The following is a 20,853-nucleotide window of genomic DNA, read 5'->3' on the forward strand; positions in this document are numbered from 1 at the left end:
CCGCTTTGCAAGGTTCCCCCATGAACTCTTCGACACACCGCAGCGCGCCGCCCAATGGCGCGCGCTGGCTGACCCAGGCGCTGGAAGCCGAAGGCGTCCGCACGCTGTTCGGCTATCCCGGCGGCACCATCATGCCGTTCTACGACGCGCTGGTGGATTCGTCGCTGAAGCACATCCTGGTGCGCCATGAGCAGGGCGCCGCACTGGCCGCCAACGGCTTCGCCCGCGCCAGCGGCCAGGTCGGCGTCTGCGTGGCCACCTCCGGCCCGGGCGCCTCGAACCTGGTCACCGGCATCGCCGATGCGATGCTGGATTCGGTGCCGATGGTCTGCATCACCGGCCAGGTCGGCACGCCGCTGCTGGGCACCGACGCCTTCCAGGAGCTGGATGTGTTCGGCCTGACCCTGCCGATCGTCAAGCACAGTTGGCTGGTGCGCAGTGTTGACGACCTGCCGCGCGTGGTCGCCGATGCGTTCCGTATCGCCCGCGAGGGCCGGCCCGGCCCGGTGCTGATCGACCTGCCCAAGGACGTGCAGCTGGCCGATGCCAGCCATCTGCCAGCGCACGTGCCGAGCAGCGTCGAGCCGCCGCCGGCCCCGGCCGAAGCGGCCATCGCCGAAGCCATCGCCGCACTGGCGGCCGCCGAAAAGCCGGTGGTCTACGCCGGCGGCGGCATCGCGCTGGGCGATGCAGTGCAGGACCTGCGTGACTTCGTCGAGGCCAGCGCCATCCCCACCGTGATGACGCTGCGCGGGCTGGGCGCCCTGCCGGCCAACCATCCGCAATCGTTGGGCATGCTGGGCATGCACGGCACCCGCGCCGCCAACATGGCGGTGCAGGAAAGCGACCTGCTGCTGGTGCTGGGGGCGCGTTTCGACGACCGCGCCACCGGCAAGCTGGCCGAGTTCGCGCCGTTCGCCCGCGTCGTCCACATCGACGCCGACGCCTACGAGATCTCCAAGCTGCGCAGTGCCGACGTCGCCGTGCCCGGCAATGTCGGCCATGCCATCCGCGCCCTGCGTGCGGCCTTTCCCTCCCCCAAGGCCCACCAGGACGCATGGCGCAGGCGCTGTACGCAGCATCGTGACCGATTCGCCGCGCGCTACGACGCACCGGGCCAGCACATCTACGCCCCGGCCCTGCTGAAGCGCCTGAGCGAGCTGGCGCCGGCCGATGCGGTGATCGCCTGCGATGTCGGCCAGCACCAGATGTGGGTGGCACAGCATTGCCGCTTCAACCACCCGCGCAACCACCTCACCAGTGGTGCGCTGGGCACCATGGGCTTCGGCCTGCCGGCGGCGATGGGCGCGCAGTTCGCCTGCCCCGATCGCACCGTGGTGCTGGTGTCCGGCGACGGCAGCTTCATGATGAACGTGCAGGAGCTCGCGACCATCGCGCGTTGCCGGCTGCCGGTGAAGATCGTGCTGCTGGACAACAGTTCGCTGGGCATGGTGCGGCAGTGGCAGGAGCTGTTCTTCGCCGAGCGTTACAGCGAGATCGACCTGTCCGATAACCCGGACTTCGTGGCGCTGGCGCAGGTGTTCGGTATCGCCGCGACCCGCATCGATGCACGCGACGACGTCGAAGGCGGGCTGGCCGCGCTGCTGGCCGAGCCGGGCCCGGCCCTGCTGCACGTGGCCATCGATGCACGCGCCAACGTGTGGCCGCTGGTGCCGCCGAACACCGCCAACAGCACGATGCTGGAAAGCAATCCCGCCCACGCCCGCCAGGAGACCCCCAATGCACTACCGGCTTGACCTGGTGCTGCACCCGGCCGAAGGCGCGCTGCTGCGCGTGATCGGCATGGCCGAACGCCGCGGTTTCGCGCCGCGTGCGATCAGCGGCGCGCCGGTGGCGGCCGACGATGGCCGCTGGCACCTGCAGCTGGTGGTGGACGGCCAGCGCCCGGCGGAAACGCTGTGCCGGCAGATCGAGAAGATCTACGACTGCGTGTCCGTGCAGGTCACCGCCGTGGAAGGAGCATCCGTATGAACACCCGTACCGTAGCGACCACGGTGCCGGTACGGAGGCGTCTTCTTCGCCGCCCGTGCCCGCATGCGGCGGTCGCCCGCACCCCGCTGGTGGCCCATGCCGGCCGCTGATGCCAGCCAGGAAAGCGATGTCGGCGACGTAAGCGTCGCCGACGTGCTGGCTGCGCAGGCCCGCCTGCGCCGCTTCCTGCCACCCACGCCGCTGCACCATGCCGAGCGCTTCGGTACCTGGCTGAAGCTGGAAAACCTGCAGCGCACCGGCTCCTACAAGGTACGCGGTGCATTGAATGCGTTGCTGGCCGGCCGTGAGCGCGGCGACACCCGGCCGGTGATCTGCGCCTCGGCCGGCAACCACGCCCAGGGCGTAGCCTGGGCCGCCTACCGCCTGGACGTGCCCGCCATCACCGTGATGCCGCACGGCGCTCCGGCAACCAAGATCGCCGGCGTCGCCCACTGGGGCGCCACCGTGCGCCAGCATGGCAACAGCTACGACGAGGCCTATGCCTTCGCGGTGGAACTGGCGCAGCGCCATGGCTACCGCTTCCTGTCCGCGTTCGACGATGCCGACGTGATCGCCGGCCAGGGTACGGTAGGCATCGAGCTGGCCGCACACGCACCGGATGTGGTGATCGTTCCAATCGGCGGTGGCGGCCTGGCCTCCGGCGTCGCGCTGGCGCTGAAATCGCAGGGCGTTCGCGTGGTGGGTGCGCAGGTGGAAGGCGTCGATTCGATGGCACGCGCGATCCGCGGCGATACCCGCGAGATCGCCCCCGTCGCTTCGCTGGCCGACGGCGTGCGGGTGAAGATCCCCGGCTTCCTGACCCGCCGGCTGTGCACCTCGCTGCTGGACGACGTGGTGATCGTGCGCGAGGCCGAACTGCGCGAAACCCTGGTCCGGCTGGCGCTGGAAGAACACATCATCGCCGAGGGTGCTGGCGCGCTGGCGCTGGCCGCCGGCCGCCGCGTCGCCGGCCGCCGCAAGTGCGCGGTGGTCTCCGGCGGGAATATCGACGCCGGCGTCCTGGCCGGCCTGCTCACCGACATCCGACCGCGCCCGCCGCGCAAGCCACGGCGGCGGCGCAGCGACACCAACCGCACACCACCGCGCTCCCCCAGCAAGGCCAGCGCCCTCGCATCCCCTGCCTCTCCCCCTTCCCCCCTGCAAGCCGTCGCACCCGCTGTCGAGGAGATTTCCCTGTGACCACCATTGAACGAATTACCACCCCGCGCATCCGCATCTTCGACACCACCCTGCGTGATGGCGAGCAGTCCCCCGGCTGCAGCATGAGCCCGCCGCAGAAGCTGGTGATGGCGCGTGCGCTGGACGAACTGGGCGTGGACATCATCGAGACCGGCTTCCCGGCCAGCTCGCAGTCCGACCGTGAGGCGATGGCCCTGATCGGCCGCGAACTGCGCCGCCCGAGCCTGAGCCTGGCGGTGCTGTCGCGCTGCCTGCAGGCCGACATCGAAACCTCGGCACGCGCACTGGAAGCGGCTGCCAACCCGCGCCTGCACGTCTTCCTGTCGACCAGCCCGCTGCACCGCGAGCACAAGCTGCGCATGACCCGCGAGCAGGTACTGGAGTCGGTACGCAAGCACGTATCACTGGCACGCTCGTACATCGACGATGTCGAGTTCTCGGCCGAGGATGCCACCCGCACCGAGCTGGATTACCTGATTGAAGTTTCGCGCGTGGCCATCGCCGCCGGCGCCACCACCATCAATCTGCCCGACACCGTCGGTTTCACCACGCCGGAAGAGATCCGCGCGATGTTCCAGCAGGTCATCGCCGGCGTCGCCGACGTTCCCAATGCCGCCAACGTGATCTTCAGCGCGCACTGCCACAACGACCTGGGCCTGGCCGTGGCGAACTCGCTGGCCGCCATCGAAGGTGGTGCGCGCCAGGTCGAATGCACCGTCAATGGCATCGGCGAGCGCGCCGGCAACTGCTCGCTGGAAGAGATCGCGATGGTGCTGAAGGTGCGCCAGGCCTTCTACGAGCAGGACAGCGCGATCAACACCCCGCGCATCGTCGGCACTTCGCAGCTGTTGCAGCGCCTGGTCGGCATGCCGGTGCAGCGCAACAAGGCCATCGTCGGTGCCAACGCCTTCGCCCACGAATCGGGCATCCATCAGCACGGCATGCTGCGCCATCGTGGCACCTACGAAATCATGCGCCCGGAAGATGTGGGCTGGGAAGACTCGCAGATGGTGCTGGGCCGCCACAGTGGCCGCGCCGCCGTCGAAGCGCGCCTGCGTGCGCTGGGCTTCTGGCTGGACGAAGACGAACTGAAACTGGTGTTCGAGCAGTTCAAGGGCCTGTGCGAACAGCAGCGCGTGGTCACCGATGCCGATCTGCAGACGCTGATGCAGGGCGGCTCCAATGCGCAGGGCTACCGCCTGGCCTCGATGACCATCAGTGACGTCGGCAGCCGCGCCAACGCGCTGGTCGAACTGTCCGACCCCGATGGCAACCGCGTGGCCGAGACCGCGCAGGGCGACGGCCCGGTCGATGCGCTGTTCGGCGCGCTGTCGGCGGCCACCGGCGTGCAGCTGATGCTGGACAGCTACCACGTGCACAGCGTCGGCATCGGCGCCGATGCGCGCGGCGAAGCCAACCTGAGCGTGCGCCACGAGGGCGTGGAGTACGACGGCACCGGCACCAGCAAGGACATCATCGAAGCCTCCGCGCTGGCCTGGCTGGATGTTGCCAACCGCCTGCTGCGCCAGCGCCAGGCCGCCGCCCACAGCAGCACCGACATTCCCACCCCCGCCACCGCCTGAGGAACCCGCCATGAGCGCCTTCGACACCATTGCGCTGCCTGCAGGGCAGCACTGGAACGCCCAGGACTATGCGATCGACGCCGGCTTCGTGCCGCTGCTCGGCGGCGCGGTGGCGCGCCTGCTCGACCCGCGCGCCGGTGAACGCATCCTCGACCTGGGCTGTGGCGATGGCGTGCTCAGCACCGAACTGGCCCTCAGCGGCGCACGCATCCACGGCGTGGACGCATCGCCGGAACTGGTGATCGCGGCGCGTGCGCGTGGCGTCGATGCGCAGGTGATGGATGGCCGCGCACTGACCTTCGACAGCGAGTTCGATGCGGTGTTCAGCAACGCCGCCCTGCACTGGATGGGCGGCCCGGACCGCGTTCTGGAAGGCGTGCGCCGTGCCCTGCGCCCGGGTGGCCGCTTTGTTGCCGAGTTCGGCGGCCACGGCAATGTGGCCACGATCATCGCCGCGGTGCAGGCCGCGCGTGTGGCGCATGGTCACGGTACCAGCGCCTTCCAGTGGTATTTCCCCAGCGCCGACGCCTACGCCGACCGCTTGCGCCAGCATGGCTTCCAGGTGCAGCTGATCGAGTGCACGCCGCGCCCGACTGCGCTGCCAACCGGCGTGGCCGGCTGGTTGCGGGTATTCGCTGCACCGCTGCTGGACGATCTGCCCGCCGAGGCCCGCGCCACCGTGCGCGAGGCCGCCACCGCGTTGCTGGCCGATCTGCCGCGCAACGCCGCCGGCCAGCCGTTGGCCGACTACGTGCGGCTGCGGGTACTCGCCCGTCGCCGCTGACATGTTCCGTTCGTTATCTTTCCCGATGTCCGCACCTTCGTACTTCTGCCAGGCACACGCATGACTTCCGCACCCCGCACCCTGTACGACAAACTGTGGGACGCCCACGTGGTGGTTCCCGAATCCGACAGTGCGCCCGCCGTGCTGTACATCGACCTGCACCTGATCCACGAGGTGACATCACCGCAGGCGTTCACCGAGCTGCGCGAGCGCGGCCTGTCGCCGCGCCGGCCGGACTGCACCAAGGCGACGATGGACCATTCCACGCCAACCCTGCCGGCCGCCGCCGACGGCACCCTGCCCTACGCCAGCGCCGCCTCCGAGGCGCAGGTCGCCACGCTGGCACGCAACTGCGCCGAGCACGGCATCGAGCTGTTCGACATGGCCTCGGACAACCGCGGCATCGTCCACGTGATCGCCCCGGAACAGGGCTTCACCCAGCCTGGCATGACCATCGTCTGCGGTGACAGCCACACCTCCACCCATGGTGCGTTCGGTTCGCTGGCGTTCGGCATCGGCACCAGTGAAGTCGGCCATGTGCTGGCCACACAGTGCCTGTTGCAGCGCAAGGCCAAGACCTTTGCGATCACCGTGGACGGTCCGCTGGCACCCGGCGTTGGTGCCAAGGACGTGGTCCTGCACATCATCGGCGTGATCGGCGTCAACGGCGGTACCGGCCACGTGATCGAGTTCCGTGGCAGCACCATCACGGCGATGGACATGGAACAGCGCATGACCCTGTGCAACATGTCGATCGAGGCCGGCGCGCGTGCCGGCATGGTCGCCCCGGACCAGGTCACCTTCGACTTCGTCGCCAACACCCCGCGCGGCCCCAAGGGCGCCGACTTCGACGCCGCCGTGGCGCGCTGGCAGCAGCTGCGCAGCGATGACGGCGCACGCTTCGACAGCGAAGTGCACATCGACGCCGCCGATATCCGCCCGACCCTGACCTGGGGCACCCATCCGGGTACTGCCATCGCGGTGGATGCGCCGATTCCGGCCGCCAACGATGCCGCCGCGCAGAAGGGCCTGGACTACATGCACTTCCAGGCCGGCAAGGCGCTGGCCGGCACGCCGGTGGATGTGGTGTTCGTTGGTTCGTGCACCAACGGCCGCCTGAGCGACATGCGCGAAGTGGCACAGGTGCTGCGTGGCCGCCGCGTCGCCGACGGCGTGCGCATGCTGGTGGTGCCGGGCTCGGAGATCGTCAAGCGCGAGGCCGAGGCCGAAGGCATCCATGAGATCGTGCGCGCGGCCGGTGCCGAGTGGCGCGAGCCGGGCTGCTCGATGTGCATCGCCATGAACGGTGACCTGGTCGCACCCGGCCAGCTGGCGGTGAGCACCAGCAACCGCAACTTCGAGGGCCGCCAGGGCCCCGGTTCGCGCACCCTGCTGGCGTCGCCGATGAGCGCGGCATGGGCGGCGGTGAAAGGCCAGGTGGCCGATACCCGCGAACTGTTCGCACAGGAGGTGGCGTGATGGCCGGTTTCCGTACCCTGAGCTCGCCCAGCGTGGTGCTGCGCCAGACCAACATCGACACCGACCAGATCATTCCGGCGCGGTTCCTGTCCACCACCGAACGTGCCGGCCTGGGCCGCAATGCGTTCAATGACTGGCGCTGGCAGGCCGATGGTTCGCCGGTGGCCGACTTCGCCTTCAACCAGCCGCACAACGCCGGCCGCAGCATCCTGCTGGCGGGCCGCAACTTCGGCTGCGGTTCCTCGCGCGAGCATGCACCGTGGGCGCTGACCGACCTCGGCCTGCGCGCCATCGTCAGCAGCGAGATCGCCGACATCTTCCGCGGCAACTCGCTCAAGAACGGCCTGCTGCCGATCGTGCTGGACGAGGCCGACGTGCAGGCGCTGATGCAGCGTCCGGACGATGAACTGACCATCGACGTGGCCGCGCGCGAACTGCGCACCCCGGATGGCCGCATCTACTCCTTCCCGCTGGATGGCTTCTCGCAGACCTGCCTGCTGGAAGGTGTCGACCAGTTGGGGTATCTGTTGGGCCGTGTCCCTGAAATCGAACGTTACGAGAGTGAGCATGCACGCTGAAATTGTTGTCCTGCCCGGTGATGGCATCGGCCCGGAAGTGGCCGCCGCGGCAGTTGCCGTCCTGAAGGCCGTCGCCGAACGCTTCAACCACACCTTTGCTTTCAGCGAACACGACATCGGTGGCATCGCCATCGATCGTCACGGCGAGCCGCTGCCGGCCGCCACCCTGGCCGCCTGCCAGGCCGCCAATGCAGTGCTGCTGGGCGCCGTGGGGGGCCCGAAGTGGTCCGACCCGAACGCCAAGGTGCGCCCGGAACAGGGCCTGCTGGCGATCCGCAAGGCGCTTGGCCTGTATGCCAACCTGCGCCCGGTACGTACCCACGAGGCGGCGCTGCACGCCTCGCCGATCAAGGCCGAGCTGCTGCAGGGCGTGGACTTCGTGGTGGTGCGCGAACTGACCGGCGGCATCTACTTCGGTGACAAGACCCGCGACGCCGACAGCGCCAGCGACCTGTGCCGCTACACCGTGGCCGAGATCGAGCGCGTGCTGCGCAGTGCCTTCCGCCTGGCGCAACAGCGCCGTGGCAAGGTCACCTCGGTGGACAAGGCCAACGTGCTGGAGACCTCGCGCCTGTGGCGTGACGTGGCCGCACGCATCGGCCGGGAAGAATTCCCGGACGTGGCACTGGAACACCAGCTGGTTGATTCGATGGCCATGCACCTGCTGGCCAAGCCGCGCGAGTACGACGTGATCGTGACCGAGAACATGTTCGGCGACATTCTCACCGATGAGGCCTCGATGCTGGCCGGCTCGCTGGGCCTGCTGCCGTCGGCGTCGCTGGGTGAACCGGGCGCGGTCGGCATCTACGAGCCGATCCATGGCTCGGCCCCGGATATCGCTGGCAAGGGCATCGCCAACCCGTACGCGACGATCTTCAGCGCTGCGATGCTGCTGCGCCATTCGCTGGGATTGGAAACGGAAGCCGCTGCAGTGGAAGCGGCCGTGCATGCGGTACTGGACGACGGCGTGTTCACTGCCGACCTGGCCTCCAAGGGCCAGGCGGTGAGTACCGCCGCCGCGACGGATGCGGTGCTGGCGAAGCTGGGCTGATGCATGACGGTGCCGGGCACTGCCCGGCACCGGCGCGCACGCGTCGGGCTACCGTCCGCTGTGGATCGCCTTGGACGTCGCACACCCCATCAAGGTGCGCCCATCGTCGGTGCGCACCACGAAGCGCTCGCGCGGCCGTTCCTGCAGAGGTGCTGCCGGCAAGGTCCAGATGATTTCCCCGGCCGCCGTGGCACCTGGAATCGCCGCCTGAAGTGCATCATCGACGGGCACCATGCCCAGGTCCGCTGCAACATGGCCTGACGCGTAACTGGGCTCGATCATCACCGACGACACCGCCAGGCCATGCACGGTGATCGGCGCATCGAGCGTTATCCGCTCACAACGGGAGCCGCCTTCGCGGGCCATGCATGCAGGTGCGTCCATCGCGCGTACCTGCGACGGCCACCCAAGCGGGCTGTGCGCGCTGACACGCGTCCAGAATTCGCCAAAGCGCTGCCAGGCCGCCGCGTCCGCGCGGCACTCCAGAACCGCTACCAGGTCCTCGCGCAGGCGGTCGGCCGCCTGCTGGTCGTCCAGTTTCTGATATCGCTCCCGGTAATCACACGACAGGCGGTTGCCTGCGCCCTCGCTTCGTATCACCCGCCAGGCCTGTGCCGCCGCAGCAACGTCCGACGCTGGTCGCCACCAGGCCCGGAACGGCTCGTGCAGCGTGCTGGTCCGCATCTGCAGGCCGTCCTCGGCCACGATGCGCTCACGCTGCACCGCATCGAGGGACATGCCCAGACCGAGGTCGTCGGCCAGCAGCTCGCGGGTGGTGATGCCGTTGGCGGTGATGGGCGCAGGCAGTTCGATGCGCGTGGCCGCGCTCTCGATCTCGGTGTGATCGGCTGCGATGAAGCGCCAGCCACGCAGGTGCGCCGGTCGTTCCGTTGCGGAGCCATAGCGGACGACCCGCAGCTGGCTGCCCAGTGCCTGCCGCACCGCCGGTGTCGCGCGGCATTCCAGCACTGCAATCAGGTTCTGCTGGAACTGCTGGGCATCGGTTCCTGCGGGCGTTGCAGCGGCAACGCCGCTGAAGGCAATCAACATCAACGTGAAAGCGTGGAACGTGTGGGGGAACATGCTGGCACTCCGGGCCCAGGACAGCCGCCTATTGTGCCCGTGGACGGCCTGCAGGATGAAGCGTCGAGCATGGCGCGACGCTTCAGGTTCGCCGCAATCGCGCGTGTTTCGTCTCTACTTGGTGGTGTAACCGCCATTGACCAGGATGGTCTGGCCAGTCATCCACCAGCCATCGGTGACCAGGAAGCGGATCCACGGCACGATGTCGGCGATGTCGGTCAGGCCAGTGCGGGTGAATGCGGACAGCGCCGCTGCGGTCTTGTGGTACGCCTGTGCATCGGCACTCTCGGCCGGATAGAAGAACGGCGTGTCCATCGGACCCGGGCCAATGGCCGTCACCGAGATGCCGCGCTCGCCGAATTCCTTCGACGCCGCGCGGGTGAAGTGTTCCACCGGCGCCTTGGTGCCGGCATAGCTGGAATAGAACGGCGTGAACGCACCCAGCAGCGACGTGACCAAAGTGCAGATGCGGCCGCCATCATTGACGTGGCGACCAGCCTCCTTGAGGAAGAAGAAGGCGGCCTTGGCGTTGACCGCGCTCATCTCGTCGTACTCCGCTTCGCTGATCTCCAGCAGCGGCTTTTTCAGCACCTTGCCGACCGTGTTGATGGCAATGTCAGGACGGCCCACCGCCGCCACCGCATCGGCGAACAAGCGCTCCATCGCCGCGGCCGAGGTCAGGTCTCCCTGCAGCGCTACGGCCTTGCTGCCAGCGGCCTGCACGGCGGCAACGGTGGCTTCGGCATCGGCCTGGGTGGCGGCGCTGTTGTAATGGATGACGATGGCCCTGGCCCCTTGCGCAGCAAAGTCGCGGGCCAGCAGGCCGCCCAGGTTCTTGGCGCCACCGGCAATCAGCACGGTCTTGCCCTTGAGGGAATGGTCGGTCATGGCGTTGGTCTCGGGAGGGGGCTGCCCGGGGTGGCAACCCTGCCCTGACGACGATATCGTGCAGAAAACGCGGATAAAGCCCGCCACATTGACTTAACTTTCCAGAGCCAGCGAACAATGGACCGGATCGATCGCTTCCGCATCTTCACCCGGGTTGTGGAGTGCGCCAGCTTCACCCGCGCCGCCGACCAGCTCGGCCTGCCCCGATCCACGGTATCGGCGGCCATTGCAGAGCTGGAACAGCGGCTCGGCACCCGCCTGCTGCAGCGCTCGACCCGCAGGGTCTCCACCACCCACGATGGCGACGTGTTCCATGCCCGTTGCCTGCGCCTGATTGCCGAGGTCGAGGACGCCGAGTCACTGTTCCGCCAGGACGACGCGCAGCCGGTGGGACTGCTGAAGATCGACGTGCCCAGCCGCATCGGCCGCCGCATCCTCGCCCCGGCCCTGCCCGACTTCTTCGCACGCTACCCGCAGGTGGAGCTGGACCTGGGCATGACCGACCGTGCGGTGAACCTGATCGAAGATGGCTGCGATGCCGTACTCCGCGTCGGCCAGCTGAGCGACTCCAGCCTGGTGGCCCGCACGCTGGGCCAGCTCGACTTCGTCAACGTTGCCGCACCGGCCTATCTGCGCGAGCACGGCGAGCCGCAGCATCCTGCCGACCTGCAGCAGCACCGCGCGGTGAACTACGCTTCGCCGACCACGGCGCGGGTGGAAGCGTGGGAGTGGCAGGATGGCAGCCAGCTGCGCACGCTACCGATGCCAGGCTGGGTGCGGGTGAACAGCGCCGAGGCGTCGATTGCCTGCTGCGTGGCTGGGCTCGGGCTGCTGCAGATTCCGCGCTACGACGTGCAGGCCGAACTGCTTTCGGGCGCATTGGTGGAAGTGCTGCCGCTGCACGTTGCGCAGCCACTGCCGGTGACCCTGCTGCAGCCGCACCGGCAGCACCGCGCGCAACGCGTGCAGGTGTTCATCGAGTGGTTGTTGCCGGTACTGCGGGCGGGGCTGCAGTTGCAGTAGATCCACGCCATGCGTGGATGCCTCTGTAGAGTCGAGCCATGCTCGACTCATCCCATCATCGCGCGAAGAGCAGCCGAGCATGGCTCGGCTCTACAGAAAGCAGATCCCGCGAGCAGATCCATCCACGCCATGCGTGGATGCTTCTGTAGAGTCGCGCCATGCTCGACTCATCCCATCATCGCGCGAAGAGCAGCCGAGCATGGCTCGGCTCTACAGAAAGCAGATCCCGCGAGCAGATCCATCCACGCCATGCGTGGATGCCTCTGTAGAGTCGAGCCATGCTCGACTCATCCCATCATCGCGCGAAGAGCATGGCTCGGCTCTACAGAAAGCAGATCCCGCGAGCAGATCCATCCACGCCATGCGCGGACGGGTGCAGCCGCAGAACGCGGGGCATCACGCCCCGGATTCGTCCGCCTTGACCCGGAACCAGGCCGCGTACAGCGCCGGCAGGAACACCAGGGTCAGCACCGTACCCACGATCAGGCCACCCATGATCGAGATTGCCATCGAGCCATAGAACGCGCTGCGCGACAGCGGAATCATCGCCAGTACGGCAGCCAGCGCGGTCAACACGATCGGACGGAAGCGGCGCACCGTGGCATCGATGATCGAATGCCAGCGGTCATGGCCGGCGTCGATGTCCTGCTGGATCTGGTCGATCAGGATCACCGAGTTGCGCATGATCATGCCGGCCAGTGCGATCGTGCCCAGCAGTGCCACGAAGCCGAACGGCGCGCGGAACAGCAGCAGGAACAGGGTCGCACCGATGATGCCCAGCGGCGCGGTCACCAGCACCATCGCTGCGCGCGAGAAGCTGCGCAGCTGCAGCATCAGCAGCGTCGCCACCACCACCAGGAACAGTGGCATGCCGGCCTTGATCGAGTTCTGCCCGCGGGCCGAATCCTCGACCGTACCGCCGGTTTCCAGCAGGTAGCCGCTGGGCAGTTCGGCGCGGATGCCGTCCAGCGTCGGCAGGATCTGGTGCACCACGTCCAGCGGCTGCATGCCATCGCTGATGTCGGCGCGCACGGTCACCGTCGGCAGTCGGTTGCGGTGCCAGATGATGCCGTCCTCGAAGCCGTACTCCATCGTCGCCACCTGCGACAGCGTGATGCTGCCGCCGTTGGCGGTGGGCATCGACAGGCTCGACAGCAGTTCCAGCTGGTTGCGCTCATCGGCCGGACCACGCAGCAGCATCTCGATCTGGCGGTTGCCTTCGCGGTACACGCTCACCGATTGCCCTGCCAGTGAACTGGACAGGAACTGGCTGACCTGGGCACTGCTCACGCCCAGCGCGCGGGCACGCTCCTGGTCGATCACCAGCCGCACCACCTTGCTCGGCTCGCTCCAGTCCAGGTTGACGTTCATCACGTGCGGATTCTCACGCACCTTGGCCTCGACCTGGCGCGCGATCGCCTGCACCCTCTCGATGTGCTCGCCGGAAATGCGCATCTGCACCGGGTAGCCGACCGGCGGGCCGTTCTCCAGGCGGGTCACGCGCATCTGCACATCCGGGAACTTCGGGATCACCTCGTGCAGCAGCCAGTCGCGGGTGCTCTCGCGCGACTTGATGTCCTTGGCCAGCACCACGAACTGGGCGAAGTTGGTCGCCGGCAGCTGCTGGTCCAGCGGCAGGTAGAAGCGCGGCGAGCCGGTGCCGACATAGGACACGTAGTTGGCGATGCCGTCGCGGCTGGACAGCAGCTTTTCCAGCTTCTCGGCCTGGGCCTGGGTCGAGCGCAGCGACGCGCCCTCGGCCAGCTCGATGTCCACCATCAGCTCCGGCCGGGTCGAATCGGGGAAGAACTGCTGCGGCACGAAGCGGAACATCATCAGCGAGAACACGAACAGGGCGATGGTCGCGGCGATCACCCACCAGCGGCGGCGCAGGCAGGCGTCGAGGAAGCGACGGAAGCTGCGGTAGAACGGGCGCTGGTACGGGTCATGATCGTGCCCGTGCTGCGGCGGTGCGATCAGGTTGGCCAGCGCCGGGTAGCGGTCGGCCCACTGCTGGCGCCTGGCATGCCAGCGCGCGGACAGGCTGCCCGGCTTCGGCGGCTGCGGATTGAACAGGTCCGGCAGCATCTTGTCGCCCAGGTACGGGATGAACAGCACTGCTGCGATCCACGACACCACCAGCGCGATGGTCACCACCTGGAACAGCGAGCGGGTGTACTCACCGGTGCTCGATGCCGCCGTGGCGATCGGCAGGAAGCCGGCCGCGGTGATCAGGGTACCGGTCAGCATCGGGAACGCGGTCGACTCCCAGGCGAAACTGGCCGCACGCAGGCGGTCGTAGCCCTGCTCCATCTTGGTGGCCATCATCTCCACCGCGATGATCGCATCGTCCACCAGCAGGCCCAGCGCCAGCACCAGCGCGCCCAGCGAGATCTTGTGCAGGCCGATGTCGAAGTAGTGCATGACGAAGAAGGTCATCGCCAGCACCAGCGGAATGGTCACGCCCACCACCAGGCCGGTACGCAGGCCCAGCGAGAAGAAGCTGACCAGCAGCACGATCACCACCGCCTCGGTCAGCACCTGCACGAACTCGCCCACTGACTCTTCCACCGACTGCGGCTGGTCGGACACCTTGCGCAGCTGCATGCCGGCCGGCAGGGTCTTCTGCAGGCGCTCGAACTCGGCATCGAGGTTGGCACCGAGCTTGAGGATGTCACCGCCGTCCTTCATCGCCACCGCCAGGCCGATCGCTTCTTCGCCCATGAAGCGCATCTTCGGCGACGCCGGGTCGGCGAAGCCGCGTTTCACCTCGGCGATGTCACCCAGGTGCACGGTCCGGTCGCCGGCCCGGATCGGGAACTGGCGGATCGCCTCGATATCGTTGAACTGGCCGGTCACGCGCAGCTGCACGCGATCGGTGGCGGTCTCGAAGAAGCTGGTGCCGGTGATCGCGTTCTGGTCGGCCAGCGCCTGCTGCACCTGCTGCATCGACACGCCCAGCGTGGCCAGGCGGGTATTGGACAGCTCGATCCACACCTTCTCGTCCTGCAGGCCGACCAGGTCGATCTTGCCGACGTCCGGCACGCGTTGCAGTTCCAGCTGGATGCGGTCGGCGTAGTCGCGCATCACGGCGTAGTCGAAGCCCTTGCCGGTCAGCGCGTAGATGTTGCCGTAGGTATCGCCGAACTCATCGTTGAAGAACGGGCCGACGATCTCGCGCGGCAGCGTCGCCCGGATGTCGCCCACGCGCTTGCGCACCTGGTACCACAGGTCCGGAATCTGCCGGGAACGCAGGCTGTCGCGGGCCATGAAGATCACCTGTGATTCGCCCGGGCGCGAGTACGAGCGGATGAATTCGTACTCGCCGGTATTCATCAGCGCCTTCTCGATCGGCTCGGTCACCTGCCGCGAGACCTGCTCGGCGGTGGCGCCCGGCCACAGCGTGCGCACCACCATCGCCTTGAAGGTGAACGGCGGATCCTCGGACTGGCCCAGGTGCTTGTACGACCAGGCGCCGATCAGCGCGAAGGCGAGCATCGCGAACAGCACCAGTGGACGGTTGGCCAGCGCCCACTCGGAAAGATTGAAGCGGCGCACCGGCTTACTCCTTGGCCTTGGCGGCGGCGGCAGGTGCGGCCGGCTTCAGCACCGGGCGGTTCTGCCGGTCCACCGCGATCACCGGCTGGCCGGCCCGCAGCAGATGGCCACCGGCGGCGACCACCCAGTCACCCGCGCCGACGCCCGTGAGCACCGGCACCGTCTCGCTGCCGTAGGCACCGGTGGTGACCGCCGCAGCCTTCAGCGTGCTGTTGGCCGGATCGACCACCCACACGCTGGCGGCACCGTTGGCACCGCGCTGCAGCGCGCCCAGCGGCAGCTGCAGGGTGCCGTGGCGGCCGGCGCTGCTGTAGACACGTGCGCTCTGGCCCAGTTCGACATCGGCCAATGCGTCGGCCGCCAGGCTGACCCGGGTCGCATAGGTACGTGCCTGCGGATCGGCGGCGGCGGCAATCTCGCGGATCGTGCCCGGCAGGCGCTGGCCCGGGCGGTTCCACAACTCCACCTCCACCGGCTGGCCGACCGCGTAATCGCGGATGGTGGCTTCAGGCAGGTCGATCAGCACTTCGCGGCCACCGTCGGCGGCCAGGTTGAAGATGGTCTGGCCGGCGGACACCACCTGCCCGGCTTCGGCCTCGCGGCTGGCGATCACGCCGTCGGCCGGCGCGCGCAGCTGCGCGTAGTCGGCCTGGTTGCGCAGCACATCGAGGTTGGCACGCGCCGCATTGGCCTGGCCCTGCGCCGCCTTGAACGCGGCAGACTGCTGGTCCAGCTGCGAACGGCTGACCAATTGCTGGTCGGCCAGCACCTGATAGCGCTTGAGGTCGTCGCGGGCGCGCACCAGGTCGGCTTCGGCCGCGGCCAGCTGGGCCTGCGAAGCGCGGGCCTGCAGCGCGAAGTCGGCCACGTCCAGCTCGGCCAGCACGTCGCCCTTCTTCACCCGTTGGCCGGCATCGACGTGGCGCTTGACCAGGTTGCCGCCTACGCGGAACGACAGCGGGCTTTCCTGGCGGGCACGCACCGTGCCCGGGAACGCCGCCGGCGCCTGCCCGGCCTGCTCACCGGGATGCACCACCAGCACCGGCACGGCCGCCTGCGGCGCCTGTTCCTGTCCCGAACAGGCTGCCAGCGCAGCCACCCACACCATACCGCCCATCCAGCGCACGATCTTCATCGGTCAACGTCCTGAAAACGCAGGGTCCAACAAGGGGGAGCCGCGACTGCCGGCCCAATTTAATAAACCGGTCGGTATAGTATAAATATCGAACCGCTTGGTCTAGTATTGTTGCGATGAGTTCTCCCACTTCCCGCAAGCCGTCGGCCAAGCCCGCTGCCAAGGCCGCCGGACCCGGGCGCCCCAAGGATCTCGGCAAGCGCGCGGCGATCCTTGAAGCAGCCAAGGCACTGTTCATCGAGCAGGGCTATACCGGCGTGAGCATGGACGCCATCGCCGCCCAGGCGGGCGTCTCGAAGCTGACCGTGTACAGCCATTTCGGCGACAAGGAGACCCTGTTCTCCGAGGCCGTGCAGTCCAAATGCATTGAAATGCTGCCCGACGCCCTGTTCGTGGCCGACGCGGACGGCCCGCTGCGCGACCAGCTGATCGGCATCGGCCTGGCCTTCTTCGAGCTGATCACCTCCGATGCGGCGATCTCCATCCAGCGCATGATGATGGCCCCGGAAACCGATGAACGCCTGCGCGAGCTGTTCTGGCAGGCCGGCCCGGAACGTACCTGCGCGGCCCTGGCCGACTTCCTGCGCGCGCGCGGCGAACGCGGCGAGCTGGAGATTGCCGATTACTACCTCGCCGGCCAGCAGTTCCTGACCCTGGTGAAGGGCGAAGTGCACATGCATATGATGTGCGGCATGCCACTGTCACCGGTGGAGTGCGACCCTCTCACCCACGTGACCGCCAGCATCGACTTCTTCCTGCGCGCCTATGCGCCACGAGGGGCCGGGACGGCCGGATAACCAAAACTGAACGAACCGGAGGTCGCGATGACTTCCGGCACTGCGACCCCGGCCACCCGGCAGCTGATGCTCTGGGCGCGCCGCCGGCCTCCGGCACCGGTAAAATGGCCGGCCCACTGCGCTGGATTTGAACCTCATGACGATTGATTACGCCCACGCCCGCGAACTGATGGTGGAACAGCAGATCCGTCCCTGGGACGTGCTGGACATCAAGGTGCTCGACGTCCTCGCCCGCCTGCCGCGCGAGGCCTTTGTCGCCGACGCGCACCGGGCGCTGGCCTACGCCGACGTCGAACTGCCGATCGGCCATGGCCAGAAGATGATGAAGCCGGTCATCGAGGGCCGTACCCTGCAGGCACTGGACCTGCAGCCGGGTGACGAAGTGCTGGAAATCGGCACCGGCAGCGGCTTCCTGGCCGCCTGCATCGGCGCGCTGGCGCGCGACGTGCTGAGCCTGGAGATCGACCCGGAACTGGCCGCCGCCGCGCGCGCCCGCCTGGACGCGTCCGGCCTGGGCACCAATGTCCGTGTCGAAGTGGCCGATGCCCTGTCATGGCAGACCGAACGCCGCTTTGACGTGATCTGTGTCACTGGTGCGGTCGACGTGGTGCCGTCACAGTTCGCCTCGTGGCTGCGTCCGGGTGGCCGCCTGTTCGTGATCCAGGGCCGCTCGCCGGCGATGGAGGCCCTGCTGGTCAAGGCCGACGGCAGCACCGAATCGCTGTTCGAAACCGATATCGATTACCTGCGCGGTGCCGCCCCGGCACCCCAGTTCCACCTCTGAGTCCAAGGAAGCCGCAATGATCCGCCGATCCCTCGCTGTTGCGCTGGCCACTGCCCTGCTGCCGTTGTCCGCCCATGCCGCCGACCTGCTGCAGGTCTACGAGATGGCGCGCAATGGCGATCCGCAGCTGTCCGCCGCCGAATCGACCCGGCTGGTCGACAAGGAAGGCGCCGTGCAGGCGCGCGCCGCCCTGCTGCCGCAGATCAACGGCCAGGCCACGCTGAACCGCTCGCGCACCGAGGCGGACCATGACGCCAACTCCGGCACGATCACCAGCAAGCGCCGCAACTACACGATCGACGGCAGCCAGACGCTGTTCAACTGGACCCAGATCAACAACCTGCGTTCGCAGCGCGAGCTGAGCAAGGCGGCGGACTTCACCCTCGATTCGGCCAACGACAGCCTGATCGTGCGCACCTCGGCGGCCTACTTCAACGTGCTGGTGGCGATCGAATCGCTGAACGCTGCACAGACCAATGAAGCGGCCGCGAAGAAGCAGTTCGACTTCGCCGACAAGCGCCTGGAAGTGGGCCTGGCGCCGATCACCGACGTGCACGAAGCACGCGCCCAGTACGACCAGGCGCGCGCCAACACCATCGTTGCGCAGAACACCCTGGCCGATAACTACCAGGCCCTGACCGAACTGACCGGCCAGCCGGTGGTCAACCTGCGCGGCCTGCCGGCCGACTTCCGCCCGGAAGTGCCGGCCAACCGCGGCAACATCGACGAGCTGGTGCACCAGGCGACCAATCAGAATCCGGCGCTGAAGGCGCAGGAACTGAAGGTCAGTGCCGCCGAGGCTGGTGTGCAGGCCGCCCGCGGTGGCCACTACCCGACCCTGTCGCTGGGTGGCAGCTGGGGCAAGAGCGCGACCTGGGGTGACAGCACCGGTTCCGGCTCGCTGTCGCCCGATGCGCGCACCAACAGCATCGGCCTGACCCTGAGCGTGCCGATCTTCGCCGGCGGTGCCACCCAGTCCGGCGTGCGCCAGGCGCTGGCCCAGCGTGACATCGCCCAGGACGGCTACGAACAGCAGAAGCGCGCGCTGGACCGCAACACCCGCAATGCCTACCAGACCCTGGTGCAGGGCATCAGCGAAGTGGAAGCCCGCCGCCTGGCGGTGGTCTCGGCACAGAGTGCGTACGACGCCTCGCAGGTTGGCCTGGAAGTCGGTACCCGTACCGTGCTGGACGTGATCCAGAACCAGCGCATCCTGTTCTCGGCGCAGCTGGATTACGCCAATGCGCGTTACACCTTCCTGCAGAACCGCCTGCTGCTGAGCCAGTCGCTGGGCGCACTGGATGTGGCCGAGCTGCAGGACGTCAACCGCCTGCTGACCCAGGACGCGGGCAACCCGGCAACGACCACGCACTGAGCCGTCGCCTTGCCGGCAACGAAGAAGCCACCCGCGAGGGTGGCTTTTTTGTGGGCGAGGCAGACAGAAACTTCCCTGCATTGGGCGCCTCCCTGCCGTCAGCCGGGCCAGGCACGCATCCGCTCCACTGCGGCCAGCAGGCACAGCGCGGCAGCCAGGGGGGCCAGCACCGGCACGGCGCGTGGCAGCGGAACCTGCGCGCGCAGGACAGCCACGCACAGCGCCGCCATCACCAGCAGGGTTGCCGGGCCAGGCAGCACCGGCAATGTGCCCATCGGCATCGCCAGCGCCAACAGCGCCGCCGACAGCACCACGACGACCCGCATCATCGGTGCGGTAGATCCGGGTGCTGCATCGCGCGCCGCAGTCCACAGCTGCACTGCCAACCGCGCCGCCACCCGCAGCAGCACCAGCAGCAACGCCGCCAACCCGGCCGCCCCCGCCAGCGGCAGCAGCGGCATCATCCACTGCAGTTGCGGATGCTGCTGCAACGCCATCGACAGCGGTCGCGTACTGGCCAATGCCGGGAACTCGACCAGCCCGGCCTGCAACGCAGCCAGCGCGATCAGCAGCAGCATCGCCAGCAGCAACACGCCCGCAAGCAGCAGCGTCTGTCGCGCGCGCGCCTGGCCGCACATGCCCGGAAATCCCAGCACCAGGCCGGCGCAGGCGAACACGCCAAGCAGCGGCACGCTCGCCGCCAATACCCCGCCTGGCCCGAAGCGATAGGGTGCCGTGGCTTCCGGCAACCACGGAATCCACAACGCGTAATGCACGTGGCGGGCTGCCAGCGCCAGCAACAGCAGGCCGGTGCCCAGTTTCACCGTCAACAGCGCACAGGCCACCAGTGCCGCGCGCCTCGGTAGCAACAACACGGTCACGCCCAGCAGAAGCAGGCCGAGGGTGGCCGTCAGCGCGACCGGCATCGCGTTGCCGGCCTCGATGCCAGCGCTGACCAGCAATGCATGCATATGACTGGCCATGGATTGCGCCACGCCAGCGCTGGTCGCCACCAGCTCCGCCAGCAGCGCGCCGCCGAGCAGGCCGGCCGGGGCGCTGCCCCAGCGGGCCTGCAGCAGACCATGCAGGCCGTCGGCCGCCGGCAGCTGCTGGCCCAGGATGTGCAGGCAGTACAGCAGCGGCCCTGTGCCCAGCGCAGCCAGCAACAGGCTCAACACGATGGCGGGGCCTGCCTGGGCGGCAGTGTGCTGCCCCACCAGCGCGATCACGCTGCCACCCAGCATCAGGGTCAGGGCCACCACCGCAAGATGATCCATGCCCGGCCCTGCATCGCGCATGCCGCCCGGGCCACTGTCGCTATCCATCGCAAGGTTCCTTGATGCCCGCCCAAGCGCGTTCGACAGCAGGCTGGCACCCTGCGGCGAAGGGCGGTATCAGAATCCGTGGCGTGCACGCCGCAGTGTGACCGCTGGCACGCAGGTAGACCGCCCCCCGGTCCTGCAACGACAGGAATCTCGCCGCTAAGCAGAATTGATGCAGTCGATCACGTCATTCGATCCGCAGTACGTGGATCGAATCCCCT

The 20,853-nt window shown here is 68.1% G+C and carries 17 protein-coding genes; 12 read left to right on the plus strand and 5 right to left on the minus strand.

The genetic code is table 11. The features are described from left to right. Positions 1–20: 20 nt before the first annotated feature. From ilvG to leuB, 8 genes are all read left to right on the plus strand, one after another. A complete protein-coding gene (ilvG, locus tag N440_RS14540; RefSeq protein ID WP_133935509.1) occupies positions 21–1,757 on the plus strand; it encodes an acetolactate synthase 2 catalytic subunit in 1,737 nt (578 codons plus the stop codon). Continuing rightward, on the plus strand, positions 1,741–1,992 hold the full coding sequence (locus N440_RS14545) for an ACT domain-containing protein (RefSeq protein WP_005419108.1): 252 nt from the start codon (positions 1,741–1,743) through the stop codon (positions 1,990–1,992). Before ilvG ends, N440_RS14545 begins: the two co-directional genes overlap by 17 nt. 96 nt (positions 1,993–2,088) lie before the next feature. Beyond that, positions 2,089–3,192, plus strand: coding sequence for a threonine dehydratase (locus N440_RS14550; protein ID WP_133935510.1), 1,104 nt, complete (start codon positions 2,089–2,091; stop codon positions 3,190–3,192). Beyond that, positions 3,189–4,775, plus strand: a complete 1,587-nt coding sequence (locus N440_RS14555) for a 2-isopropylmalate synthase (protein WP_053450730.1) — start codon at positions 3,189–3,191, stop codon at positions 4,773–4,775. The genes N440_RS14550 and N440_RS14555 overlap by 4 nt, the downstream gene beginning before the upstream one ends. A gap of 10 nt (positions 4,776–4,785) precedes the next feature. Next, entirely contained in the window at positions 4,786–5,559 is a 774-nt protein-coding gene (locus tag N440_RS14560) for a class I SAM-dependent methyltransferase (protein ID WP_133935511.1), read from the plus strand. Between the two features lie 60 nt (positions 5,560–5,619). Continuing rightward, positions 5,620–7,038: a 3-isopropylmalate dehydratase large subunit gene (leuC, locus tag N440_RS14565; RefSeq protein WP_133935512.1), complete on the plus strand. Its 1,419-nt coding sequence runs from the start codon at positions 5,620–5,622 to the stop codon at positions 7,036–7,038. Further along, positions 7,038–7,616: a 3-isopropylmalate dehydratase small subunit gene (leuD, locus tag N440_RS14570; protein ID WP_133935513.1), complete on the plus strand. Its 579-nt coding sequence runs from the start codon at positions 7,038–7,040 to the stop codon at positions 7,614–7,616. The genes leuC and leuD overlap by 1 nt, the downstream gene beginning before the upstream one ends. Then, entirely contained in the window at positions 7,606–8,667 is a 1,062-nt protein-coding gene (gene leuB / locus N440_RS14575) for a 3-isopropylmalate dehydrogenase (RefSeq protein ID WP_133935514.1), read from the plus strand. The genes leuD and leuB overlap by 11 nt, the downstream gene beginning before the upstream one ends. Before the next feature lie 48 nt (positions 8,668–8,715). On the opposite strand, the gene N440_RS14580 is transcribed toward leuB, so the two are convergent. Together N440_RS14580 and N440_RS14585 are read right to left on the minus strand one after the other, a co-directional pair. Further along, the gene (locus N440_RS14580; protein WP_133935515.1) at positions 8,716–9,750 is read right to left on the minus strand and encodes a hypothetical protein; all 1,035 of its coding nucleotides are present in this window, start codon (positions 9,748–9,750) and stop codon (positions 8,716–8,718) included. A gap of 114 nt (positions 9,751–9,864) precedes the next feature. After that, entirely contained in the window at positions 9,865–10,638 is a 774-nt protein-coding gene (locus N440_RS14585) for an SDR family oxidoreductase (RefSeq protein ID WP_049456964.1), read from the minus strand. 117 nt (positions 10,639–10,755) lie between these two features. Here N440_RS14585 and N440_RS14590 point away from each other — a divergent pair, with 117 nt between their 5' ends. After that, complete coding sequence (locus N440_RS14590; protein WP_133935516.1) at positions 10,756–11,661, plus strand: LysR family transcriptional regulator; 906 nt, start codon at positions 10,756–10,758, stop codon at positions 11,659–11,661. 396 nt (positions 11,662–12,057) lie between these two features. Here the strand turns inward: N440_RS14590 and N440_RS14595 are convergent, their stop codons facing one another. Both N440_RS14595 and N440_RS14600 read right to left on the minus strand, forming a co-directional pair. Then, complete coding sequence (locus N440_RS14595) at positions 12,058–15,219, minus strand: efflux RND transporter permease subunit (protein WP_133935517.1); 3,162 nt, start codon at positions 15,217–15,219, stop codon at positions 12,058–12,060. A gap of 4 nt (positions 15,220–15,223) precedes the next feature. Then, a complete protein-coding gene (locus N440_RS14600) occupies positions 15,224–16,354 on the minus strand; it encodes an efflux RND transporter periplasmic adaptor subunit (RefSeq protein ID WP_053450739.1) in 1,131 nt (376 codons plus the stop codon). Between the two features lie 116 nt (positions 16,355–16,470). Here N440_RS14600 and N440_RS14605 point away from each other — a divergent pair, with 116 nt between their 5' ends. The 3 genes from N440_RS14605 to N440_RS14615 all read left to right on the plus strand — a co-directional run bounded on the left by N440_RS14605 (position 16,471) and on the right by N440_RS14615 (position 19,310). Further along, complete coding sequence (locus tag N440_RS14605; RefSeq protein ID WP_008264859.1) at positions 16,471–17,151, plus strand: TetR/AcrR family transcriptional regulator; 681 nt, start codon at positions 16,471–16,473, stop codon at positions 17,149–17,151. Between the two features lie 136 nt (positions 17,152–17,287). Continuing rightward, positions 17,288–17,935 carry a protein-L-isoaspartate O-methyltransferase gene (locus N440_RS14610; protein WP_006468193.1) on the plus strand — a complete coding sequence of 216 codons (648 nt, stop codon included), beginning with the start codon at positions 17,288–17,290 and terminating at the stop codon, positions 17,933–17,935. Between the two features lie 16 nt (positions 17,936–17,951). Next, on the plus strand, positions 17,952–19,310 hold the full coding sequence (locus N440_RS14615; protein WP_133935518.1) for a TolC family outer membrane protein: 1,359 nt from the start codon (positions 17,952–17,954) through the stop codon (positions 19,308–19,310). Positions 19,311–19,408: 98 nt separating this feature from the next. Here the strand turns inward: N440_RS14615 and N440_RS14620 are convergent, their stop codons facing one another. Beyond that, entirely contained in the window at positions 19,409–20,635 is a 1,227-nt protein-coding gene (locus N440_RS14620; RefSeq protein WP_133935519.1) for an amino acid transporter, read from the minus strand. Between the last annotated feature and the right edge of the window lie 218 nt (positions 20,636–20,853).

The sequence above is a fragment of the Stenotrophomonas sp. CC22-02 genome, assembly GCF_004365115.1.
GTDB classification, from domain to species: Bacteria; Pseudomonadota; Gammaproteobacteria; order Xanthomonadales; family Xanthomonadaceae; genus Stenotrophomonas; species Stenotrophomonas forensis.

Excerpts from the sequence above, each read along its gene's own strand:
- ilvG (WP_133935509.1), top strand. The coding sequence starts at position 21 with ATGAACTCTTCGACACACCGCAGCGCGCCGCCCAATGGCGCGCGCTGG.
- N440_RS14545 (WP_005419108.1), top strand. The coding sequence starts at position 1,741 with ATGCACTACCGGCTTGACCTGGTGCTGCACCCGGCCGAAGGCGCGCTG.
- N440_RS14550 (WP_133935510.1), top strand. The coding sequence starts at position 2,089 with ATGCCGGCCGCTGATGCCAGCCAGGAAAGCGATGTCGGCGACGTAAGC.
- N440_RS14560 (WP_133935511.1), top strand. The coding sequence starts at position 4,786 with ATGAGCGCCTTCGACACCATTGCGCTGCCTGCAGGGCAGCACTGGAAC.
- leuC (WP_133935512.1), top strand. The coding sequence starts at position 5,620 with ATGACTTCCGCACCCCGCACCCTGTACGACAAACTGTGGGACGCCCAC.
- leuD (WP_133935513.1), top strand. The coding sequence starts at position 7,038 with ATGGCCGGTTTCCGTACCCTGAGCTCGCCCAGCGTGGTGCTGCGCCAG.
- leuB (WP_133935514.1), top strand. The coding sequence starts at position 7,606 with ATGCACGCTGAAATTGTTGTCCTGCCCGGTGATGGCATCGGCCCGGAA.
- N440_RS14580 (WP_133935515.1), bottom strand. The coding sequence starts at position 9,750 with ATGTTCCCCCACACGTTCCACGCTTTCACGTTGATGTTGATTGCCTTC.
- N440_RS14585 (WP_049456964.1), bottom strand. The coding sequence starts at position 10,638 with ATGACCGACCATTCCCTCAAGGGCAAGACCGTGCTGATTGCCGGTGGC.
- N440_RS14590 (WP_133935516.1), top strand. The coding sequence starts at position 10,756 with ATGGACCGGATCGATCGCTTCCGCATCTTCACCCGGGTTGTGGAGTGC.
- N440_RS14600 (WP_053450739.1), bottom strand. The coding sequence starts at position 16,354 with ATGAAGATCGTGCGCTGGATGGGCGGTATGGTGTGGGTGGCTGCGCTG.
- N440_RS14605 (WP_008264859.1), top strand. The coding sequence starts at position 16,471 with ATGAGTTCTCCCACTTCCCGCAAGCCGTCGGCCAAGCCCGCTGCCAAG.
- N440_RS14610 (WP_006468193.1), top strand. The coding sequence starts at position 17,288 with ATGACGATTGATTACGCCCACGCCCGCGAACTGATGGTGGAACAGCAG.
- N440_RS14615 (WP_133935518.1), top strand. The coding sequence starts at position 17,952 with ATGATCCGCCGATCCCTCGCTGTTGCGCTGGCCACTGCCCTGCTGCCG.
- N440_RS14620 (WP_133935519.1), bottom strand. The coding sequence starts at position 20,635 with ATGGATAGCGACAGTGGCCCGGGCGGCATGCGCGATGCAGGGCCGGGC.